This window comes from Microbacterium murale (genome assembly GCF_030815955.1).
GTDB lineage: Bacteria > Actinomycetota > Actinomycetes > Actinomycetales > Microbacteriaceae > Microbacterium > Microbacterium murale_A.
The window spans coordinates 3,383,181-3,401,473 of sequence record NZ_JAUSXK010000001.1 but is presented as its reverse complement, the minus strand read 5'-3'; the positions used below and the strand labels follow the sequence as shown (position 1 = coordinate 3,401,473).

18 protein-coding genes are annotated in these 18,293 nt (G+C 66.2%); 7 read left to right on the top strand and 11 right to left on the bottom strand.

The genetic code is table 11. The features are described 5' to 3' along the window. The first annotated feature begins 1 nt into the window (after window position 1). A complete protein-coding gene (gene bcp / locus QFZ46_RS16400; RefSeq protein ID WP_307363268.1) occupies window positions 2-478 on the top strand; it encodes a thioredoxin-dependent thiol peroxidase in 477 nt (158 codons plus the stop codon). 28 nt (window positions 479-506) lie between these two features. Here the strand turns inward: bcp and QFZ46_RS16395 are convergent, their stop codons facing one another. Then, window positions 507-893, bottom strand: a complete 387-nt coding sequence (locus QFZ46_RS16395) for a hypothetical protein (protein ID WP_307363267.1) — start codon at window positions 891-893, stop codon at window positions 507-509. A gap of 209 nt (window positions 894-1,102) precedes the next feature. On the opposite strand from QFZ46_RS16395, the gene QFZ46_RS16390 reads away from it, so the two are divergent. Continuing rightward, the gene (locus QFZ46_RS16390) at window positions 1,103-1,351 is read left to right on the top strand and encodes a WhiB family transcriptional regulator (RefSeq protein ID WP_033104713.1); all 249 of its coding nucleotides are present in this window, start codon (window positions 1,103-1,105) and stop codon (window positions 1,349-1,351) included. A 51-nt stretch (window positions 1,352-1,402) separates the two neighbouring features. Here QFZ46_RS16390 and QFZ46_RS16385 read toward each other — a convergent pair whose 3' ends face one another. Both QFZ46_RS16385 and QFZ46_RS16380 read right to left on the bottom strand, forming a co-directional pair. Continuing rightward, a complete protein-coding gene (locus tag QFZ46_RS16385; RefSeq protein WP_307363266.1) occupies window positions 1,403-2,887 on the bottom strand; it encodes a sensor histidine kinase in 1,485 nt (494 codons plus the stop codon). A 31-nt stretch (window positions 2,888-2,918) separates the two neighbouring features. Continuing rightward, window positions 2,919-3,305 (bottom strand): Rv3235 family protein, encoded by a 387-nt coding sequence (locus QFZ46_RS16380; protein WP_307363265.1) that lies wholly within the window; start codon window positions 3,303-3,305, stop codon window positions 2,919-2,921. A 124-nt stretch (window positions 3,306-3,429) separates the two neighbouring features. On the opposite strand from QFZ46_RS16380, the gene QFZ46_RS16375 reads away from it, so the two are divergent. Continuing rightward, window positions 3,430-4,032 (top strand): hypothetical protein, encoded by a 603-nt coding sequence (locus QFZ46_RS16375; protein ID WP_307363264.1) that lies wholly within the window; start codon window positions 3,430-3,432, stop codon window positions 4,030-4,032. A 35-nt stretch (window positions 4,033-4,067) separates the two neighbouring features. On the opposite strand, the gene QFZ46_RS16370 is transcribed toward QFZ46_RS16375, so the two are convergent. After that, a complete protein-coding gene (locus QFZ46_RS16370; protein ID WP_307363263.1) occupies window positions 4,068-4,343 on the bottom strand; it encodes a helix-turn-helix domain-containing protein in 276 nt (91 codons plus the stop codon). A 99-nt stretch (window positions 4,344-4,442) separates the two neighbouring features. Here QFZ46_RS16370 and QFZ46_RS16365 point away from each other — a divergent pair, with 99 nt between their 5' ends. Together QFZ46_RS16365 and QFZ46_RS16360 are read left to right on the top strand one after the other, a co-directional pair. Further along, the gene (locus QFZ46_RS16365) at window positions 4,443-5,063 is read left to right on the top strand and encodes an SAF domain-containing protein (protein ID WP_307363262.1); all 621 of its coding nucleotides are present in this window, start codon (window positions 4,443-4,445) and stop codon (window positions 5,061-5,063) included. Then, a complete protein-coding gene (locus QFZ46_RS16360; protein ID WP_307363261.1) occupies window positions 5,060-6,322 on the top strand; it encodes an AAA family ATPase in 1,263 nt (420 codons plus the stop codon). Before QFZ46_RS16365 ends, QFZ46_RS16360 begins: the two co-directional genes overlap by 4 nt. Here QFZ46_RS16360 and QFZ46_RS16355 read toward each other — a convergent pair. Next, window positions 6,237-7,463, bottom strand: coding sequence for a pyridoxal phosphate-dependent aminotransferase (locus tag QFZ46_RS16355; RefSeq protein ID WP_307363260.1), 1,227 nt, complete (start codon window positions 7,461-7,463; stop codon window positions 6,237-6,239). The two genes, QFZ46_RS16360 and QFZ46_RS16355, sit on opposite strands and share 86 nt — an antisense overlap. Window positions 7,464-7,528: 65 nt before the next feature. Then, window positions 7,529-10,342, bottom strand: a complete 2,814-nt coding sequence (gene secA / locus QFZ46_RS16350; RefSeq protein WP_307363259.1) for a preprotein translocase subunit SecA — start codon at window positions 10,340-10,342, stop codon at window positions 7,529-7,531. A gap of 172 nt (window positions 10,343-10,514) precedes the next feature. Here secA and QFZ46_RS16345 point away from each other — a divergent pair, with 172 nt between their 5' ends. Further along, on the top strand, window positions 10,515-11,129 hold the full coding sequence (locus tag QFZ46_RS16345) for a PadR family transcriptional regulator (protein ID WP_307363258.1): 615 nt from the start codon (window positions 10,515-10,517) through the stop codon (window positions 11,127-11,129). Window positions 11,130-11,189: 60 nt separating this feature from the next. Next, on the top strand, window positions 11,190-12,524 hold the full coding sequence (locus QFZ46_RS16340; RefSeq protein ID WP_307363257.1) for a hypothetical protein: 1,335 nt from the start codon (window positions 11,190-11,192) through the stop codon (window positions 12,522-12,524). A 48-nt stretch (window positions 12,525-12,572) separates the two neighbouring features. Here the strand turns inward: QFZ46_RS16340 and hpf are convergent, their stop codons facing one another. The 5 genes from hpf to mtrA form a co-directional block, all read right to left on the bottom strand. After that, window positions 12,573-13,229, bottom strand: a complete 657-nt coding sequence (gene hpf, locus QFZ46_RS16335) for a ribosome hibernation-promoting factor, HPF/YfiA family (protein ID WP_307363256.1) — start codon at window positions 13,227-13,229, stop codon at window positions 12,573-12,575. A 98-nt stretch (window positions 13,230-13,327) separates the two neighbouring features. Next, the gene (locus tag QFZ46_RS16330; protein ID WP_307363255.1) at window positions 13,328-13,837 is read right to left on the bottom strand and encodes a ComF family protein; all 510 of its coding nucleotides are present in this window, start codon (window positions 13,835-13,837) and stop codon (window positions 13,328-13,330) included. A 247-nt stretch (window positions 13,838-14,084) separates the two neighbouring features. Next, a complete protein-coding gene (locus QFZ46_RS16325) occupies window positions 14,085-15,797 on the bottom strand; it encodes an LpqB family beta-propeller domain-containing protein (protein ID WP_307363254.1) in 1,713 nt (570 codons plus the stop codon). After that, window positions 15,794-17,500: an MtrAB system histidine kinase MtrB gene (mtrB, locus tag QFZ46_RS16320; RefSeq protein ID WP_307363253.1), complete on the bottom strand. Its 1,707-nt coding sequence runs from the start codon at window positions 17,498-17,500 to the stop codon at window positions 15,794-15,796. Before mtrB ends, QFZ46_RS16325 begins: the two co-directional genes overlap by 4 nt. 9 nt (window positions 17,501-17,509) lie before the next feature. Then, on the bottom strand, window positions 17,510-18,190 hold the full coding sequence (mtrA, locus tag QFZ46_RS16315; RefSeq protein WP_307363252.1) for an MtrAB system response regulator MtrA: 681 nt from the start codon (window positions 18,188-18,190) through the stop codon (window positions 17,510-17,512). Between the last annotated feature and the right edge of the window lie 103 nt (window positions 18,191-18,293).

The window sequence follows — 18,293 nt, the reverse complement described above, 5'->3', positions numbered from 1 at the left end:
CGTGACGAACCTGCGCCTGGAACCCGGTACCCCTGCTCCCGATTTCTCCCTGCTCGACCAGGACGGGGCACATGTCGCGCTGTCCGACCTTCGCGGGCAGAAGACCATCCTCTACTTCTACCCGGCGGCCATGACTCCCGGATGCACGACGCAGGCCTGCGACTTCCGAGACAGCATCGCCTCGCTGCAGGGCGCCGGGTACCGTGTGGTCGGCATCTCGCGCGATGAGCCGTCGAAGCTGGCCCAGTTCCGCGAGCGCGACGGCCTCGCCTTCACACTGCTGAGCGACCCCGACCACTCCGTGCATGCCGCCTATGGCGTCTGGGGCGAGAAGATGAACTACGGCAAGATCGTAGAGGGAGTGATCCGGTCGACCTTCGTGCTCGATGAGAACGGCACGATCACTCAGGCTCTGTACAACGTCAAGGCCACCGGACACGTTGCTCGCCTGCGCAAGCTGCTCGGCATCGACGCCTGACACTCCGCCGCTACCGGCACGCTCGGCATCATTCCGATGAGGGCGTGATGCTCTCTCGGCGCGCGCTCGCGATGAGCAGGAAGAATCCGATGAGCGCAGGCGCACCGACCCCGAGCACGAAAGTCCACAGCACCGGCTGGACGGTCAACGAGGCCAGCGCGAGCGCCACCGCGAGCACCTGGAGCACCACACCGCCGGAGCGGGCCCATGTGCGTCCCCGTCGTGTGCCGGCAGCGAATGCGAACAGCGCGACGGCGCCGATGAGCGTGAGCACGATCAGTGCGATCGCAGTGGGAAGCGACGCAGCGTCTCCGGCGCTGAGGCCGAAGAGTTCGACCACTGCGACGACGGTGAGCGCTGCTCCCTCGAGCGCGAGCACGGCCGCGGCGGCTGCGGCCAGACGGGGTGAACGCAAGGTGTCTCCTGAGAAATCAGATCTGTAGGCACAAAATCCTTGATTTCGGGCCCGTGCTGTAACACAATGTTAACAGTCATGTGCTCCCACAGCGGCGTGGGGCGAGCAACCGCTCGCATCACTAACGGTCGACGACACCCCGATTTCGCCGCCCATCACCGAGCCATCGCCCTGCGAATGCTCACGAGAATCCACACCGAGGAGCCCCCATGGACTGGCGCGACAAAGCCGCCTGCCTGACTGTCGACCCTGAGCTGTTCTTCCCCGTGGGGAACACCGGGCCAGCCGTCGATCAGATCGAGAAGGCGAAAACCGTCTGCGCCACCTGCACGGTGACCGAGGTGTGCCTGCAATACGCGCTGGAGACGAGCCAGGACTCCGGTGTATGGGGTGGCCTCTCCGAGGACGAGCGACGCGCACTCAAGCGCCGCGCTGCGCGCGCCCGCCGCGCCTCCTGACCTTCCGTCTGAGAACGGCCGGGCTGCTCTTGCAGCCCGGCCGTTCTCATGTCATTTCTTCAGCCAGCGCATCGGGATGTCGATCAGCACGTCTGTGCCTTCGCCCTCGCTGCCGCGCCACTCGATGCTGCCCCCCAGCTCACCCTGGATGAGGGTGCGGATGATCTGCGTGCCGAGCCCCTGACCGATCCTCCCCTCAGGGAGGCCGTGGCCCGTGTCGTGGACCGAGACGTGCAGCTTCTCGTCCGTGCGCACCGCGTCGATCGTCACAGTGCCTTCCTTGCCCGCCAACCCGTGCTCGACGGCATTCGTGACGACCTCGGTGAGCGCCAACGCGAGCGGCGTCGCGTACTCGCTCGGCAGCACGCCGAAATGACCGGTCGACATCGTGCGCGCGCGTGTGTTGGGCGCGGCGGCGACTTCAGCTACGAGCTTGAGCACGCGGTGGAAGACCTCATCGAAATCGACCGTCTGCGTCAGCCCCTGCGCCAATGTGTCGTGCACGACGGCGATCGCGTCCACGCGTCGCATGGCCTGCGACAGAGCGTCCCGTGCCTCGTCAGAATGGGTGCGGCGCGCCTGGATGCGCAGCAGGGAGGCCACCGTCTGCAGGTTGTTCTTGACCCGGTGGTGGATCTCACGGATCGTGGCGTCCTTGGTGATGAGCTCCTGCTCCTGGTGGCGCAGCTCGCTCACATCGCGGCACAGAATGATCGCACCGATCCGTGTGCCGTGGTCCTTCAACGGAATCGCGCGGAGCGACACCGTCACGCCCCGTGCTTCGATGTCGGTGCGCCACGGCGCCCGCCCGGTGACGACGACGGGGAGCGATTCGTCGACCTGTCTGGTCGAAGGCAGGATGCGCGTGGTCACCTCGGCGAGCGACTCGCCCTCGAGCTCGTCATCGAAGCCCATCCGGTTGAAGGCTGAGAGAGCGTTGGGGCTGGCGAAGGTGGTGATTCCGTCGACGTCGATGCGGATCAGTCCGTCAGATGCGCGCGGAGCACCTCTACGAGGTGATGTGGGAGCGGCCGGATCGGGGAACTCGCTCGACGCGATCATCCTGAACAGATCGTTCGCGCACTCATCGAAGGTGATCTGCTGACGTGACGGCGTGCGCGTTTCGCCGAGATTGCTGTGCCTGGTGAGCACTCCGATCACAGGCGGCGGATTGCCGTCCTTGCCTCGTTCACGCACAATCGGTACGGCGCGCAGCCTCGTCGGCGTCTCCTCGAACCAGTCCGGCGACGAGGAGTCGACGATCTTCCCGGAGTCGAACGCACCGCGCACCTGGGTGTGCCACTGCTGCCTGACGCCCTCTCCCACGATGTCGCGATAGAACAGCGTCGCAGCCCCGCTCGGGCGCGCGTGCGCCACTGCGACGAACGACCCGTCGTTCGTCGCGACCCAGATGACGATGTCTGCCGACGACAGATCGGCGAGCAGCTGCCCGTCACTCGCGAGGCGATGGAGCCATTCGACATCATTATCGGTCAGGCAGCCCTGGGCATGGACGAGATCACTGAGGGTGGACACCCCACAAGCCTAATGGCGCGCGTCCTGCCCCTCAGAGCACCGCGAAGGAGGTGGCTCGCCAACGGCGATCGAGACCTTCAAGCCGGATGGCTACCGCTCTCGTTCGCCCCGGCCCCGCGACGATGACGACGGCCTCCACGACCCCGTCGGCCGGCAGCGTCTCTCGGATGGAGAGGACCTCGAACACCGGTCTCGCCGGAGGCACCCCTCGTGCACTACGCGCTCGAGCAGACAGGTTCGCTCTCGCTCCCAGCTTGCGAAACGCGTCTTCGCTGAACCAGCGTGCGAGTTGATCGAGCTCCCGCACGCCTGCGAACACCTCGAGCACTCCCTGAGTGAGGCTCCGCAGCAGCTGCGTGGGATTCGGCAGGTCTGCTGCCGGAGTCGGCTGCGGGGCGAAGTACTCGTGAAGCGTCATCGTTTTCACCTTCAGTTTCGATGCGTGCCAGTAGACCATGACCCGCAGCGCTTGCGCCAGAGCCGCGATGCAAGTTGTGGATAACTCATGCGTCCTCTGGACGCTCTCCCCTACGCTCGATCGCGTGCAATGGGATCGTCTGTTCGAAGACCTCGAAGGTCAGCTCGCCGCGGAATGGGAGGCTGAACGCGCCGTGCTCGATGCAGAGACGGAGCGGCTGCGCATCGCGAAGCTCAGCATGCGAACCCGGCTGCGCCGGCTCGAGCTCGAAGCCGCGTTGGTCGGTCTGCGGTTGGCGGATGGCGAGCGTCGATCTGTCCGCATACGAGCGGTCGGGACGGATTGGATCGCAGCACAGTCCGCCGATGGCGGCGGCGGCAACAGCAGCGCACTGATCGTACCGCTCGCTGCGGTGACCAGTTTCGAGACGGCGCATGGCGCGCTGCTGGCGACGCTGGAAGATGCGCCGCTTCCGGCCGACGAGGTTCGCGAGCGGATGACGCTCGGATTCCTGATGCGCGACCTCGCCCGCCGCCGCACGCCGCTGCACGTCTCGTTGCGCGATGGCGAGACGCTGCACGGCACCGTGGACCGCGCAGGCGTCGATCATCTTGATCTCGCCGTGCACGACACCGGGCATGCGCGACGCGCCGACGCCGTCAGGGCCTTCCGGATCGTGCCGTTCGACGCGATCGTGTCGGCGCGCGTGGATGGCACGGTCGTATAGGCCCTCGCGCCGATTCCTGGCGGCGGCACGAGCACCTAGTGCGTCGGGCGCTGCGTGCCCCATACTTCGGGGAAGCTCGCGGCGTCGGCCTGACGCCACAGTGCCATGCGCCTGGCCTCCTCGGTCTGCTCGGCGAGGTACTCGGCGATGCTGTCCTCCGCCACCCGCCACCGTGCCGGCGCGCCGAGCTGCGCCCCACGCAGCCTGCCGCTCACAACGAGTGCGATGACCTCGTCGACCTCGAGCGCAAGCAGCTCGGCGACCTGCGCGGGCGCGAGGAAGCGAGGAGCTGATGCGGGCGAATCGGCCATGCCTCCATTGTCCCCCGCTCAGGACGCATGCATGCCCGAGCAGCCTCACGTTGTGGATAACTTTCGACTCCGAGACGGCGATTCTGTGACGATGTGTGCATGACGACCCAACCACGCGCACGGCGTGCCTTCTGGGGTGACATCCGGTTCCTCATCGGCATCGCCCTGGTGATCCTCTCCATCGCCGGTGTCTGGCTGATCGTGTCATCAGCACGTCAGACGACACCGGTGCTGCAAGCGGATCGAACCATAGCGCAGGGCGAAGCACTGATCTCCGACGACTTCCGTGTCGTCGAGGTCAGTCTCGGCAGCGTCATCGACGGCTACCTTGCGCCCCAGGATCTCGAGCCGGGCATGGTCGCCTCACGAACGCTCGCCGACGGAGAACTGCTGCCGGTCACCGCCGCGGCCGATGCGCAGTCGAGTCGCACCACCAGCATCGTGATCGAAAGCAGCGTCGGCATCCCCGCGAGCGTTGCCGTCGGCACTCCCGTCGAACTCTGGTTCGCGCCACCGCTGCCGGAGGCGGACGAGTTCGACGCACCGCGCATTCTCGTAGCCGACGTGGTCGTCGCCTCGATCCCCGAGACCGACGGCATGCTCGCACAGCGAAGCGCGATGATCGAGATCGTGATCGATCGCTCGGATGTCGCCGACGTTCTCGCGGCGATCACCGGGGGTGCGGCACTTTCAGTGGTACCGCTCGGGCACGGCTCATGACATCGGTCGTGGTCGCTCTGGCCGAGCCCCGGGCCTCCGCTCTCGGCGCAGATCTCGAACGTGACGGAGTCCATGTCGTCGGCATCGTCGGACCCGCGAATCTGACGGCCGAGCTTCTCAGCGAGGCGGATACCGTGATCCTGCCCGCCACACGGGCAGCGCTGACAAACGAGTTGGTGCAGGCCTGCGACCGCTCTGGCGTCCGTATCATCACACTCGGAGCAGGCGACTCCCGCCTCCTCGGTCGATACGGTCTGCCGGAAGCACTCCCTGAGGATGCCGACGCCTGGCAGATCGCAGACGCGCTCTCCGACGAAACGCCGGCCACTGTGCCGCCGGCCCGACCATCGCGCCGCCGTGTGATCGCAGTGTGGGGGCCACATGGCGCACCCGGACGCTCGACTGTTGCGATTCAGCTGGCCGTGGAGGTGACCCGATCAGGCCAGACCTGCGCGCTCGTCGATGCGGACACGGTCGCACCCTCGCTGGCGCTGCTGCTCGGGCTCGGCGATGACTCACCTGGGATCGCGGCAGCATGCCGACGTGCAGAACTCGGTGGACTCGATGCCGCAGAACTGGGCCGCCTCGCCACACGGGTCGAGACGAGCGGAGGGAGCCTCGAAGTGCTCGGTGGACTCAATCGCCCCTCCCGCTGGCCGGAGCTGGCTGCGGGACGGCTGAGCGCGACGCTGCAGGTCTGCCGTGAGTGGACCGACGTCACCATCGTCGACGTGGCAGCGGCGTTCGACGCCGACGAAGAGATCACCGACGACCTCGCCGGTCCCCGTCGAAACGCCGCAACGACGACAGCGCTCCGCGAAGCAGATGTCGTCGTGGCGGTCACCGCCGCCGATCCGCTGTCGGTGTCGCGATTTCTTCGGGATCATGCCGAGCTGCGCAGGCTCATAGGTCCCACAGCCCGCATCTCAGTCGTCGCGAATCAGGTACGACCGGGCCCGCTCGGAATCGATGCGCGCGGGCAGATCCGGGGCGCGCTGGAGCGGTTCGCCGGCATCACCGACGTCTCGTTCCTTCCGCTCGATCAGCGCGCAGCGGACGCGGCTCTGCTGCATGCGCGGCCGATGGCCGACGTCACTCCGCGCTCCGCCCTGGTCGCAGCGGTGCGACGTCTCGCCGAGGCTCTGGAGTCGGAGAGGTCAGCCGGACCGAGCGTCACTGCCGATAGTCGGCGAGGAAGTTCCCGAGTCGCTCGATGGCTTCGCCCAGCACACGAGGCTCGGGCAGCGTCACCACTCTGAAGTGATCCGGAGTGGGCCAATTGAACCCGGTGCCCTGCACGAGAAGAATGTGCTCGGAGACGAGCAGGTCGTATACGAACTTCCCGTCGTCGTGAATCTCGTGCACGTTCGGATCCAGTCGGGGGAAGGCATAGAGCGCGCCGAGCGGTTTCACGCATGAGACGCCGGGAATCGACTCCAGCCCTTCCCACGCGACATCGCGCTGTTCGTGCAGACGGCCCGTCGGCGCGATCAGTCCGGCGATGGACTGCACGCCGCTCAGCGCGGCCTGCACCGCATGCTGGGCAGGCACATTCGGGCAGAGGCGGGTCGACGCGAGCAGCGTGATGCCCTCGAGGAACCCCTTCGCGTGATCCTGCGGACCGGTGATGACCAGCCAGCCGGATCGGAAGCCCGCCACCCGGTACGTCTTGGACAGACCGTTGAAGGTCAGACACAGCAGGTCAGGGGCGAGTGTGGCTGTGGGGATGTGCACGGCGTCGTCGAACAGGATCCGGTCGTAGATCTCATCCGAGAGGATCAGCAGCTCGTGCTCACGAGCGATCTGAACGATGCCCTCCAGCACCGCGCGGGAGTAGACCGCACCGGTGGGATTGTTCGGATTGATGATCACGATCGCCTTCGTGGCGGGCGTGACCTTGGAGCGGATGTCTTCCAGATCGGGTTCCCAGCCACTGAGCTCGTCGCACAGGTAGTGCACCGGAGTTCCACCTGCGAGGCTCGTCATAGCCGTCCACAGAGGGTAGTCCGGCGCGGGGATCAGCACCTCATCACCCTGGTCCAGGAGCGCCTGCATCGTCATGGTGATGAGCTCGGAGACGCCGTTGCCGAGGTACACGTCGTCTGGACCGAACGACGGGAAGCCCTCGATCTGCTCATACCTGCTCACCACGGCGCGGCGCGCGGAGACGATGCCGCGGCTGTCGCTGTAGCCGTGCGCGGTCGGCAGGGCGGCGAGCATGTCGTGAACGATCTGATGCGGCGCCTCGAACCCGAAGATCGCCGGGTTCCCCGTGTTGAGCTTGAGGACGTTGTGGCCCTCGGCCTCCAGCCGCGCCGCCTCGACGAGTGCTTTGCCGCGAATCTCGTACAGGACGTTCTTGAGCTTCGACGACTGGTCGAAGTGGCGTGAAGGGGTCATTGAGAAAGCCTACCGGCTCGCGCCGACTGTTCAGCGCCGCCCAGGACGCTGAACTCGGCCGCCGATCACTTCTTCTTCTTGCCCTGCGCGCGACGCTGTTCGCGGTTGCCTGGCGCGGATGCCGGAGCATCCGTCCGCTGGCCGAACGCACCGCGCGCGCCCTGCTCGGGTGCCGCCGGCGTCTCGCCTTCGGATGCTGCGGCCGCAGCCGCTGCCTGCTGAAGACGATCCGTGGCCGACTGCTGCACCTGACCGCGATCGTTGCGGACCTCGACCTCACCGGCATCGTTGGGCGCGGAGTACTCCAGGCGCTGCTCTCCACCGTCGGTGGCGAGCCCCTTGGCTTCGACCTCGGTGGTCTCGGAGTCACCGGCCCGGCGCACCTCGACCTCGAGGTTGTAGAGGTACCCGACCGACTCTTCCTTGATCTGGCCCATCATCGACTGGAACATCGCGAAGCCCTCACGCTGATACTCGATCAGCGGATCGCGCTGCGCCATCGCCCTGAGGCCGATGCCGTCCTTCAGGTAGTCCATCTCGTACAGGTGGTCGCGCCAGCGACGGTCGAGAACCTGCAACACCACACGGCGCTCCAGTTCACGAGTGGCCGCCTCGCCGAGCGTCGCCTCGCGCGTCTCGTACGCGATCTTCGCGTCGGAGAGCAATTCGCGGGTGAGTCCGTCGGCGTCGATGCCGCCCTTGCGGCCGCTCGCCTCCGCGACGACCTCGTCGATCGTCACGCTGACGGGGTAGAGAGTCTTCAGCTCGGTCCAGAGCGCGTCGAAGTCCCAGCTCTCGTTGTGCCCCGAACCGGTGTGATCCGCGACGACTCCGCTGATGGCATCCTCGATGAAGTGCTGCACACGGCCGGCGATGTCATCACCCTGCAGGATGTGCCGACGGTCGGCGTAGATCGCCTCGCGCTGCCGGTTGAGGACGTCGTCGTACTTCAGGACGTTCTTTCGCATCTCGGCATTGCGCGACTCGACCTGAGACTGCGCGCTGCGGATGGCACGGGAGACGAGGCCCGATTCGATCGGAACGTCGTCAGGGAAGTTCGTGCGCGCAAGGATCGCCTCTGCCGCGCCCGACTGGAACAGGCGCATGAGGTCGTCGGTGAGGCTGAGGTAGAAGCGGCTCTCACCCGGGTCGCCTTGACGGCCGGAGCGTCCGCGCAGCTGGTTGTCGATGCGACGAGATTCGTGGCGCTCGGTGCCGAGCACGTAGAGGCCGCCGGCCTCGGTGACCTTCGAGCTCTCCTCGGCCACGACCGCCTTCATGGCCTCATAGGCCTCGTCCCACGCCGCTTCGTACTCCTCGGGCGTCTCGGCGGGGTCGAGCCCCTTGCCCTTGAGTTCCTGCACGGCGAGGAACTCGGCGTTTCCGCCGAGCATGATGTCAGTACCGCGTCCCGCCATGTTCGTGGCGACCGTGACGGCGCCGAGACGGCCGGCGCGCGCCACGATCTCAGCTTCACGCGCGTGGTTCTTCGCGTTCAGGACCTCGTGCTTGATGCCCTTCTTCGCGAGCAGTCGCGAGAGATACTCGCTCTTCTCGACGCTGACCGTACCGACCAGTACCGGCTGTCCGGTCTCGTGACGTTCGACGATGTCTTCCACGACCTGCGCGAACTTCGCCGTCTCGTTCTTGTAGACGAGATCGGCATTGTCCTTGCGGATCATCGGCCTGTTCGTCGGAATCTGCACGACACCGAGCTTGTACGTCGACATGAACTCCGCGGCCTCGGTCTCGGCCGTACCCGTCATGCCTGCGAGCTTGTCGTAGAGGCGGAAGTAGTTCTGGAGCGTCACGGTCGCGAGAGTCTGGTTCTCGGCCTTGACCGGAACGCCCTCCTTGGCCTCGATCGCCTGGTGGATGCCCTCGTTGTAGCGACGACCGACCAGGATACGACCGGTGTGCTCGTCGACGATCATGACCTCGTCGTTCATGACGACGTAGTCGGTGTTCTTCTTGAACAGCGCGAGCGCCTTGATCGAGTTGTTCAGGAACGAGATCAGCGGAGTGTTCGCGGACTCGTAGAGGTTCTCGATGCCGAGATAGTCTTCGACCTTCTCGATGCCGGGCTCGAGAACACCGATGGTGCGCTTCTTCTCGTCGACCTCGTAGTCCTCGCCCGGTTCGAGTGTGCGAGCGATCTTCGCGAACTCGGTGAACCAGCGGTTCGCCTCGCCGGATGACGGGCCCGAGATGATGAGCGGCGTACGCGCTTCGTCGATGAGGATCGAGTCGACCTCGTCGACGATCGCGTAGAAGTGCTCGCGCTGCACGAGATCTTCCTTGCGCCACGCCATGTTGTCGCGCAGATAGTCGAAGCCGAACTCGTTGTTCGTGCCGTAGGTGATGTCTGCGGCATACTGCTCGCGGCGGACGGCAGGCGTCTGCCCTGACACGATGATGCCGGTCTTCATGCCGAGGGCGCGGAACACGCGTCCCATGAGCTCAGCCTGATACGAGGCGAGGAAGTCGTTGACCGTGATGATGTGCACGCCCCGGCCGGCGATCGCATTGAGGTAGGCGGGGAACGTCGCGACGAGGGTCTTGCCCTCACCGGTCTTCATCTCCGCGATGTTGCCGAGGTGCAGGGCTGCGCCACCCATCAACTGCACATCGTAGGCGCGCATTCCCAGCGTGCGCTTGGCCGCTTCGCGGACGGCGGCGAATGCCTCGGGCATCAGCTGATCGAGCGTCTCGCCCTTCTCGAACCGCTCCCGCAGCTCGGTGGTCTCGTTCGAGAGCTCCTCGTCCGTGAGCTTCTCGAAGTCCTCCTCCAGCGCGCCGACGGCCTTCACTACCTGGTTCAGGCGGCGAAGGACGCGGCCCTCGCCTGCACGCAGCAGCTTCTCAAGAGGATTCGCCACTTAAGTCATCTCCCTGTTGTGGGTCAGAACCCCGGCCACCCAGATCGGGCTTCGGTACCGGGCATACCTCGCTATGCTACCGGCCGGTGACCTTTGCATCGTCTGGATATCAGATCCACTCTCACATTGCCGAGTATGCATATGCTGAGAAACCACTTCAGGAAGGGTCGCCATGTCGGTACGTCTGAGCCTGCTCGCCATTCTCGATCAGGGCCCCTGCTACGGCTATCAGCTGCGCAGCGAATTCGATCGCCGCACCGGCTCGACCTGGCCGCTGAACGTCGGCCAGATCTACAACACGCTCGAACGCCTCGAACGCGACGGCCTGGTCGAACGCGGCGACGCCGACGAGAAAGGTCACGTGTACTGGCAGATCACGGATGCGGGATCCGCTGAGGTCGCGTCGTGGCTCTCCTCCCCCGTCATGCGCAGTGGTGCCACACGAGACGAGCTCGCGATCAAACTGGCGGTGGCTGCGACACTGCCCGGCGTGGATGTCGCCGCGGTGATCCAGGCGCAGCGCACGGCCTCCATTCAGCGGATGCAGTCTCTCCGGCGCACGCAGTACTCAGGGGTCGACCCCGACGGACCCCAGGAGCTCGCCTGGTCCCTCGTCGTGGACTCGATGATCTTCGCGGCCGAAGCCGAGGTGCGATGGCTGGATCACACCGAAGAGCGACTGTCGCTGCATCCTCACCATGCGATGGGACTCGGGCTCGCGACCGAACGTCCGAAGCGCGGCCGCCCGACGCTGGTGAAGGATGAGGCGGAGCCCGCGATGACGTGAGCACTGTGGTGTCGGCCGACGCACAGCCCGCTCATGGCGTACGGAAAGTAGGATCGATCCATGGCCGGATTCTGGGGTAAGCGCAAGCGCGAAGAAGAAGCTGCGCAAGCAGCGCAGGACGCCGATCTCGCTCGCAAGGCGGAGCAGGCCCTGGTCGCGGCAGATGAGCGCATTCGTACTGCGGGCGACGAACTCGACTTCGCCGAGGCCGAGTTGGGTCTCTCGCTCACGAAGGATCTGAAGGCTGCGCTGGAGGCTGTGCGCACGCACCTGCGCGAAGCGTTCCAGCTGCACCAGCTCAACCACGACGAGATCCCCGACACCGACGAGGAACTCCGTACGCGCAACGCCCGCATCGTGCAGCTGTGCGACTGGGCCGAAGACCTGCTGGACGAGAAGACGGCGGCATTGGCCGAGTCCATCGCCAAGGTTCGCCGTGCACCACAGGTGCGCGAGAAGGTGATCTCGGACGCAGAGACTCTGACGGCGCGCCTGCCGCAGGCCCGCAGCATCATCGAGCGCCTCGCCACCCGTTACGCCGAGAGCGCCGTCCATCAGATCCGTAACAGCGCTGACGAGGCGGAGCAGCTCATCGCCTTCGCCACGCACGGTGCCGATGTCGCCGAGCGACGTCGCGCCGCCAGGCAGAACGAAGAGGCGAATCTCGCGCTGGAGACCGCGACTGAGGCGATCCGACGCGTCGGCGCTCTGCTGGACGCTGTCGAAGACTTCGAGATCGAAGCGCTGCGCGCAGAGTCCACGCTCGCCGAAGTGGTCGCCGATTCCCGTGGCGACATCATCGCGGCGCGCACCGCACCGAAGGTGCACGCTGTGACCGAGGCCACCACGAACTTGGAGAATGCGCTGGAGGCACTGGCGCCTGCCGGGTCCCGCAACGATCCGTTCGCAGAGCTGACCCAGCTGCGCACAGCCAACACCGCTCTCGACGAGGCGATCGCCCAGGCGCAGTACCGCGTTCAGAATCCGCTGCCCAGCGTCGCTCAAGTGCAGCATTCGCTCGATGACGCCGACCGTCAGCTCGGCGTGGCACGGGGGCTCATCTCCGGACATCGCGGGTGGATCGGGGCCGATGCACGCACCCGCTTCGCCGAGGCGGAGCGGCTGCGCATCGACATCCCCGAGCTCATCGCCGCAGAAGAGACGCGTGAGCAGGCACTCGCCGCGGCACGTCGCGTCGCTCAACTCGCGGCCGAAGCGCTGCAGCTCGCCCAACGCGACATCGACTCCGCGCGGCCGCAGCAGCAGGGCTGGGCCGATGACGGCTGGGGCGGTCAGGGCTGGGGCGGCGGACGCCGTGGCGGCGGTGGCGATGTGATGGGCGGCATCATGGGCGGCCTCGTCATCGGCAGCATCCTGGACGGCATCTTCGACTGAGAACAGACATGGGAATGGCCCGGCATCCACGATGCCGGGCCATTCTTCTCAGGACGCGAGAGCCTCTGCGGGCGGCGCCTGGGCCGTGAGCGAGATCACACCATAGTCCCACCCCTTGCGCCGGTACACGACGCTCGGGTGGTCGGTGCGGACATCGACGAACAGGAAGAAGTCGTGTCCGACCAGTTCCATCCGGTCGACTGCCTCTTCAACCGTCATCCACTCCGCGTCGAAGTTCTTGGTGCGGATGACGACGGGCGAATACTCCGCCTCCTCGTCATTCTGCACTGGCACGGCACCCGTCGCGACGGCGTGCAGGACATCAGCGGACGCAGGTTCGACGTCGATGCCCTCGAGCGAGCCGCTGACTTTCTCAAAATGCGCCCCGCGTGGATGCTGGCGCCCATCAACGCGCTTCTCCTTCGCGCGGCGCAGTTGTTCAGCGAGCTTGTCGATTGCCAGATCGAGCGCGACGAACTTGTCGCCGTCTTCCGCCTCCGCCCGTACGACGGGCCCCTTGCCGACGAGCGTGAGCTCCACGGTCTCGTCGGGAACACGTCCGCCACGATAGGCACGATGCGTGACTTTCACATCCAGTCGCTGCGCCTTCGCGGCAAACGGCTGGACGCGGGCGATCTTCTCCTCGACAACGGTGCGGAAGCGATCGGTGATACCCACCCCGACGCCAACGATGCTTGTTTCCATTGCTGCCTCCTTGTCCCGGTCCTCCCGGCCAAGGGCGGACCGTGGTCGCCTTGTGACCCCCTACCGTAGTCTCCGTTCGGATGGATGTCACCATTCAGTCACGATGCGTTTCCGGGGAATCGGCTGTGCCGTGGCGTTGCGGCGAGCGCGACCGCGCCGCGCACGCGGAATCCTGCAGCTGTCAGGGCGCGTGCGGCTTCGTCGAGAGTGGCGCCGGTGGTCACGACATCGTCGATCAGCAGCGCCTCGTGCGCATCCCGGGCGTGTCGTGCACGGATGCTGCCGGACACGTTGCGCGCGCGCTCGTCGATGCCGAGCCCGCGCTGATCGACTGTGGCACGAGCGTTCGACAGCACTCCGCTCATCTGGAGCCCGGCGCGGCGGATCAGCAGCTCCGGTACCCGATAGCCGCGACGACGGAAGGCCGCCCTCCCCGTCGGTATCGGCACGAGCAGCGGTGCCCGCATATCCCCCGCGACAGCATGGGATACCGCCACGGACAGAGCCAGGCCGAGCGGACGGGCCAGCCTGGTCTCCCCTTCCTCCTTCAGACGACGGATGCATCGTGCCGCGACCCCGTCGTACGCGAGGGCCGCGACGACCGACAAACCTCCCGGTGACTCCCGGCGCACAGGTCGGGCGACCAATGCTCGCTGGCATTCGTCGCACAGCAGGGTGCCGAGCGCATCGCAACCTGCGCAGCATCCGGACATCACTAACGCGGCAAGCTCATCGAAGAGCGAGGACCATCTTTGTACCCACGGCATGCAACCGACTCTGCGCGGTCTGACGCCCCCGTGGCAGCACGGAGCCACGGGTCGTGGAGAATGCGGTCAGGCGCGCGACCGTGCAGGGCTACTGCCCGGCATGCGTGCCGAGCACCAGCACGTCTGTGAGCCCCATCTGCCACGTGGTGCCGCGCTGTGCGAACAGCACGCCATCTGCATCGAGGATGCGCACCGCGGACGAGGTGCTACCGCCTGAGATCGAGATCGATGTCCCGGGGGCAGCAGCGAACAGCCCGGTGCCACCGACGTCCTGGGTCAGCACCACGCGGCTTCCGTCCGAGTCCACCAGCACGCTGAGGTCGTCCTCGGCTACCCAGCTCATCCCGAGGGCCTGGCCGTCGAGTTGAGCGACCATGTGCACAGGTCCGAGTTCGATCGGCACATGATCCTCATCCCTGACGATGGCTGCGACCACGAGCCAGCGTTGCATGCCGATCGTCGCCACGGCTGCAACGCGCACGCCGTCCGGCCCCACACGCAGCTGAGAGATGGACGAGGCGTCCGGGAAGGCGTTCGCGATGTTGAGCGGAGTCACGTCCGGCTGCCAAGCGGTGAGCGCTCGCGGATTCGCCGACGGCACCGTCCATGTGTAGCCGTAGGGGTCCATCGTCGGCTCGAGGAGGCCTGCTCTGGAGTCCAGCTGGTCCACGCGCCCATCCGCCACGGTGTAGACGCCGCCGTCGTCCAGCTGCACGGCGGCCCGAGTGTCATCGGCAGCGACGTCGACCGACACCACGGAGGCTGCGAGTTCGACGAGCTCCTCGGAGATACCGGCATATGGAGCGATCTCGTCACCCAGATAGAGCCCGAACTCGGAATCGGTCAGCACGACCGTGCCGGTCTCCGCACGCGGAGATTCGATAGTCGCTCTGCCGGCATTCAGGTCCCGACCGTTGACCATCAACCGCACCTCGGTGACGCCCGCGGGTCGCAGTGTCTCCTCCAGTTGCGTGCGCATGCGCGAGAGTGCAGTGGCATCCAGAGTCAGTGCCGTCGTCGTCAGTTCGACTGTGGCGACCTTGTCCGTGTCGACCGGAACAGAATCACGAGCGAGCGACACATCACTGGGGAACGCGCTGCGCACCGCCGGCGCCAACCACGCACTGGGAGTCCCGGAGAGCAGGGCCTGCGTCAGTGTCGTGGCGATCTGCCCCCTCCTCGGATACCACCTGACATCCGGCAGCAGGTGCGTCCAGCTCTGGTCGTAGAAGTGCAGCGCATAGCTGCGATACACCTGGGGGAACGCCTCTGCGTCGAGGATGACGCCATCCGAGGCGACCGTGATCCGCCATTCGCCGTCTGCGTTCTTGGCGACTTCGAACGACACGACGGATGTGTCGCCTGAAAGCTCCGTGTAGGCGCCGAACTCATCGACACGAGCGGTCTGATCCAGCAGTACGCGCACGTCGCCCTCTGACGCCGCATCCCCTCCGTCGGTGACGTCGGCGGTGAACTCCCTGGCAGCCGCGCCGGAGTCGATCGTGACGCCGGCGCTGGGTCGCCATGTCTCAGCGAGATCCGGACTCAGGAACTCGCGGGCGGTCTTCCATCCGTCCGCCGGTGTGAGTGCGGCGTCCAGGAATCCCTCCACGATCTCCTCGGGACTAGCACCCTCCAGCGGACCGGCAGCGATCTGACTGATATCCGGCGGCAGATCGACGTCGTCCAGGGCGAGACCCGACTTCACCTCTCCCGTCGTCGGCAGCCCGGAGCACGCCGTGAGCAGCACCGAGAAGGCGGCGATCATGCCGATGACGGTCCTTCGACGCCTGCGAGTCATGAGCGGTCCTCCTCTCCAGTGGGGAAGGAGTCGCTGAAGTAGAGCTCGCGAAGTTCGGTGAGCTGGATCGGCTCAGTGGCGGCGGTGACGTCAGGCACCACATCCTCCGGTTCGAGCGACACCGGCGACGGGCCGCCCAGATCCCCCGGCTGGCGCGGCAGGGTGAGCACGAAGTTCGTGCCGACGGCGAGCTCGGACCAGACCGCGAGCGTGCCCCCGTGCAGCCGCGCATCCCCCAGTGCGATCGACAGGCCGAGCCCGGTGCCGCCGATCGTGCGCTGTCGGGACGGATCCGCCCGCCAGAACCGGTCGAACACGCGCTCGGCATCGTCTGGATCCATGCCGAGACCGAAGTCGCGCACTCCCACTGCCACGGCGTGCTGATTGCTGTCGACGGTGACGACGATCGGTCGGCCCTCGCCGTGCTCGATCGCGTTTCCGATGAGGTTGCGCAGCACCCGACGTACTCGACGGGGGTCGATGTCCACAGGCGTGTATCCGCCCGGTGCGACGAGGCGCAGTTCTGACCCCCGCCCCTCCGCGAGCGGCAGCATCTGCTCGATGACGTCCTCTGCGAGCGTGGCAAGACTCGTCGCCTCCAGCTCCAGCTGCACGGAGCCGGCGTCGTAGCGGCTGATCTCCAGAAGATCCGCGAGCAGTGTCTCGAAGCGCTGCACCTGGGTGTGCAGCAGTTCGGCTGTGCGGTTCATGGTCGGATCGAATTGATCGCGCTGGTCATTGAGCATGTCGGCTGCGAGCCTGATCGTCGTGAGGGGCGTGCGCAACTCGTGCGACACGTCGGAGACGAAGCGCTGCTGCACGAGCGACAGCTCGCCGAGCTCCTTGATCTGGGACTCGATGCTGTCCGCCATGGCGTTGAACGAGCGCGCGAGCGTCGCCAGTTCGTCTTCGCCGTGCACGGGCAGTCGCACCTCCAGATCGCCCGACGCGAGTCGCGCACTGGTCTCGGCCGCCTCGACGATGGGCTTGGACACCGTGCGCAGCACGATCCAGGAGATGCCTGCGATGATCGCGATGAGGATGAGACCGGCTGCCCACAGCGTGCTCTGAACGAACTGCAGCGTCTGCTGCGAGTCCGCGAGGTCGTAGGCGATGTACACCTCGAATGTTCCGGCCTCCGGCACGATCAGCTGCTGCCCGACGACGATCCCCGGGGCGGTCGATCCGTCGGGCATGGGCAGTTCGACTGACTGCCAGGCCTGGCGATTCGGCAGCGAGACCACGCGTTCGCGCAGGCCGGAGCTCAGCAGATCCGCGCTCAGTCCGCCGATCGTGAACCCGCGCACTCCGGTTCCGACCGGCGGTACGTCGATCGGGAAGACTGCGATCAGTGACGACGACGACACCCGCGGGATGGATTCCTGCACGTCCTGCCACAGCGCACGCAGAGCGGACCGGTCGTCCGCGACCTCTGCGGAGTCCAGCGTGCGCTGCGCGGCACCCACCGCGCTCCTGGCATCGCTGAGAACCTCATCGCGACGGGATTCGAAGAGATTGTTCTGGATGACGAGCGCCATGGTGAGGCTCGTCACGAAGATCGAGAACGAGGTCAGCAGCAGGGTGATGGAGATGATGCGGAACCGCAGCGAGCGACGCCAGAGGTTTGCGATCGTCTCCGGCCAACCCCGCCAGTCACGCCACAGCGCGACGGTGGTGGTGGGTGTCGCGCTCGTCGCGGCCAACGCGGGCTCCTAGCCGATGCTCCCGGCCCGGTAGCCGACGCCACGGACCGTCATCACGATCTTCGGCAGATCGGGGTCGAGTTCGACCTTCGCCCTCAGCCGTTGCACGTGCACATTCACCAGGCGGGTGTCCGCCTTGTAGTGATAGCCCCAGACCTGCTCGAGCAGCATCTCTCGGGAGAAGACCTGCTGCGGCTTCGATGCCAGGGCGACGAGCAGCTGGAACTCGAGCGGCGTCAGCGGGATGGGCGTCGTGCCTCGTCGCACCTCGTGCGCGTCGACATCGACGACGAGGTCGCCGATGCGCAGCACTTCGCTGGTCGCCGTGGTGACCGGCCGCAGTCGAGTGCGGATGCGGGCGACGAGCTCCTTCGGGTTGAAGGGCTTGACCATATAGTCGTCTGCGCCGACTTCGAGTCCGCGCACGACGTCTGCCGTGTCGCTGCGCGCAGTGAGCATGATGATCGGGATGCCGGATTCTGCGCGGATCTGCGTGCAGATCTCGATCCCGTCCATTCCGGGCAGCATGAGGTCGAGCAGCACGAGGTCGGGACGCTGAGTGCGCCACTCCTCAACGGCCTTCGCGCCGTCAGCGCAGAACACCGGCTCGAAGCCCTCGGTGCGCAACACGATGCCGATCATCTCGGCGAGTGCGGTGTCATCGTCGACCACGAGGATCCGTGAGGTCATCTGATCCCAGCCTCATCTTTCTACGCATGTGCGCGGCGGCCGCGGGTCGCGGTCGAGCGCAGCACTTCTCAGCGTACTTCATGACAACGTTTCGATCACGGTA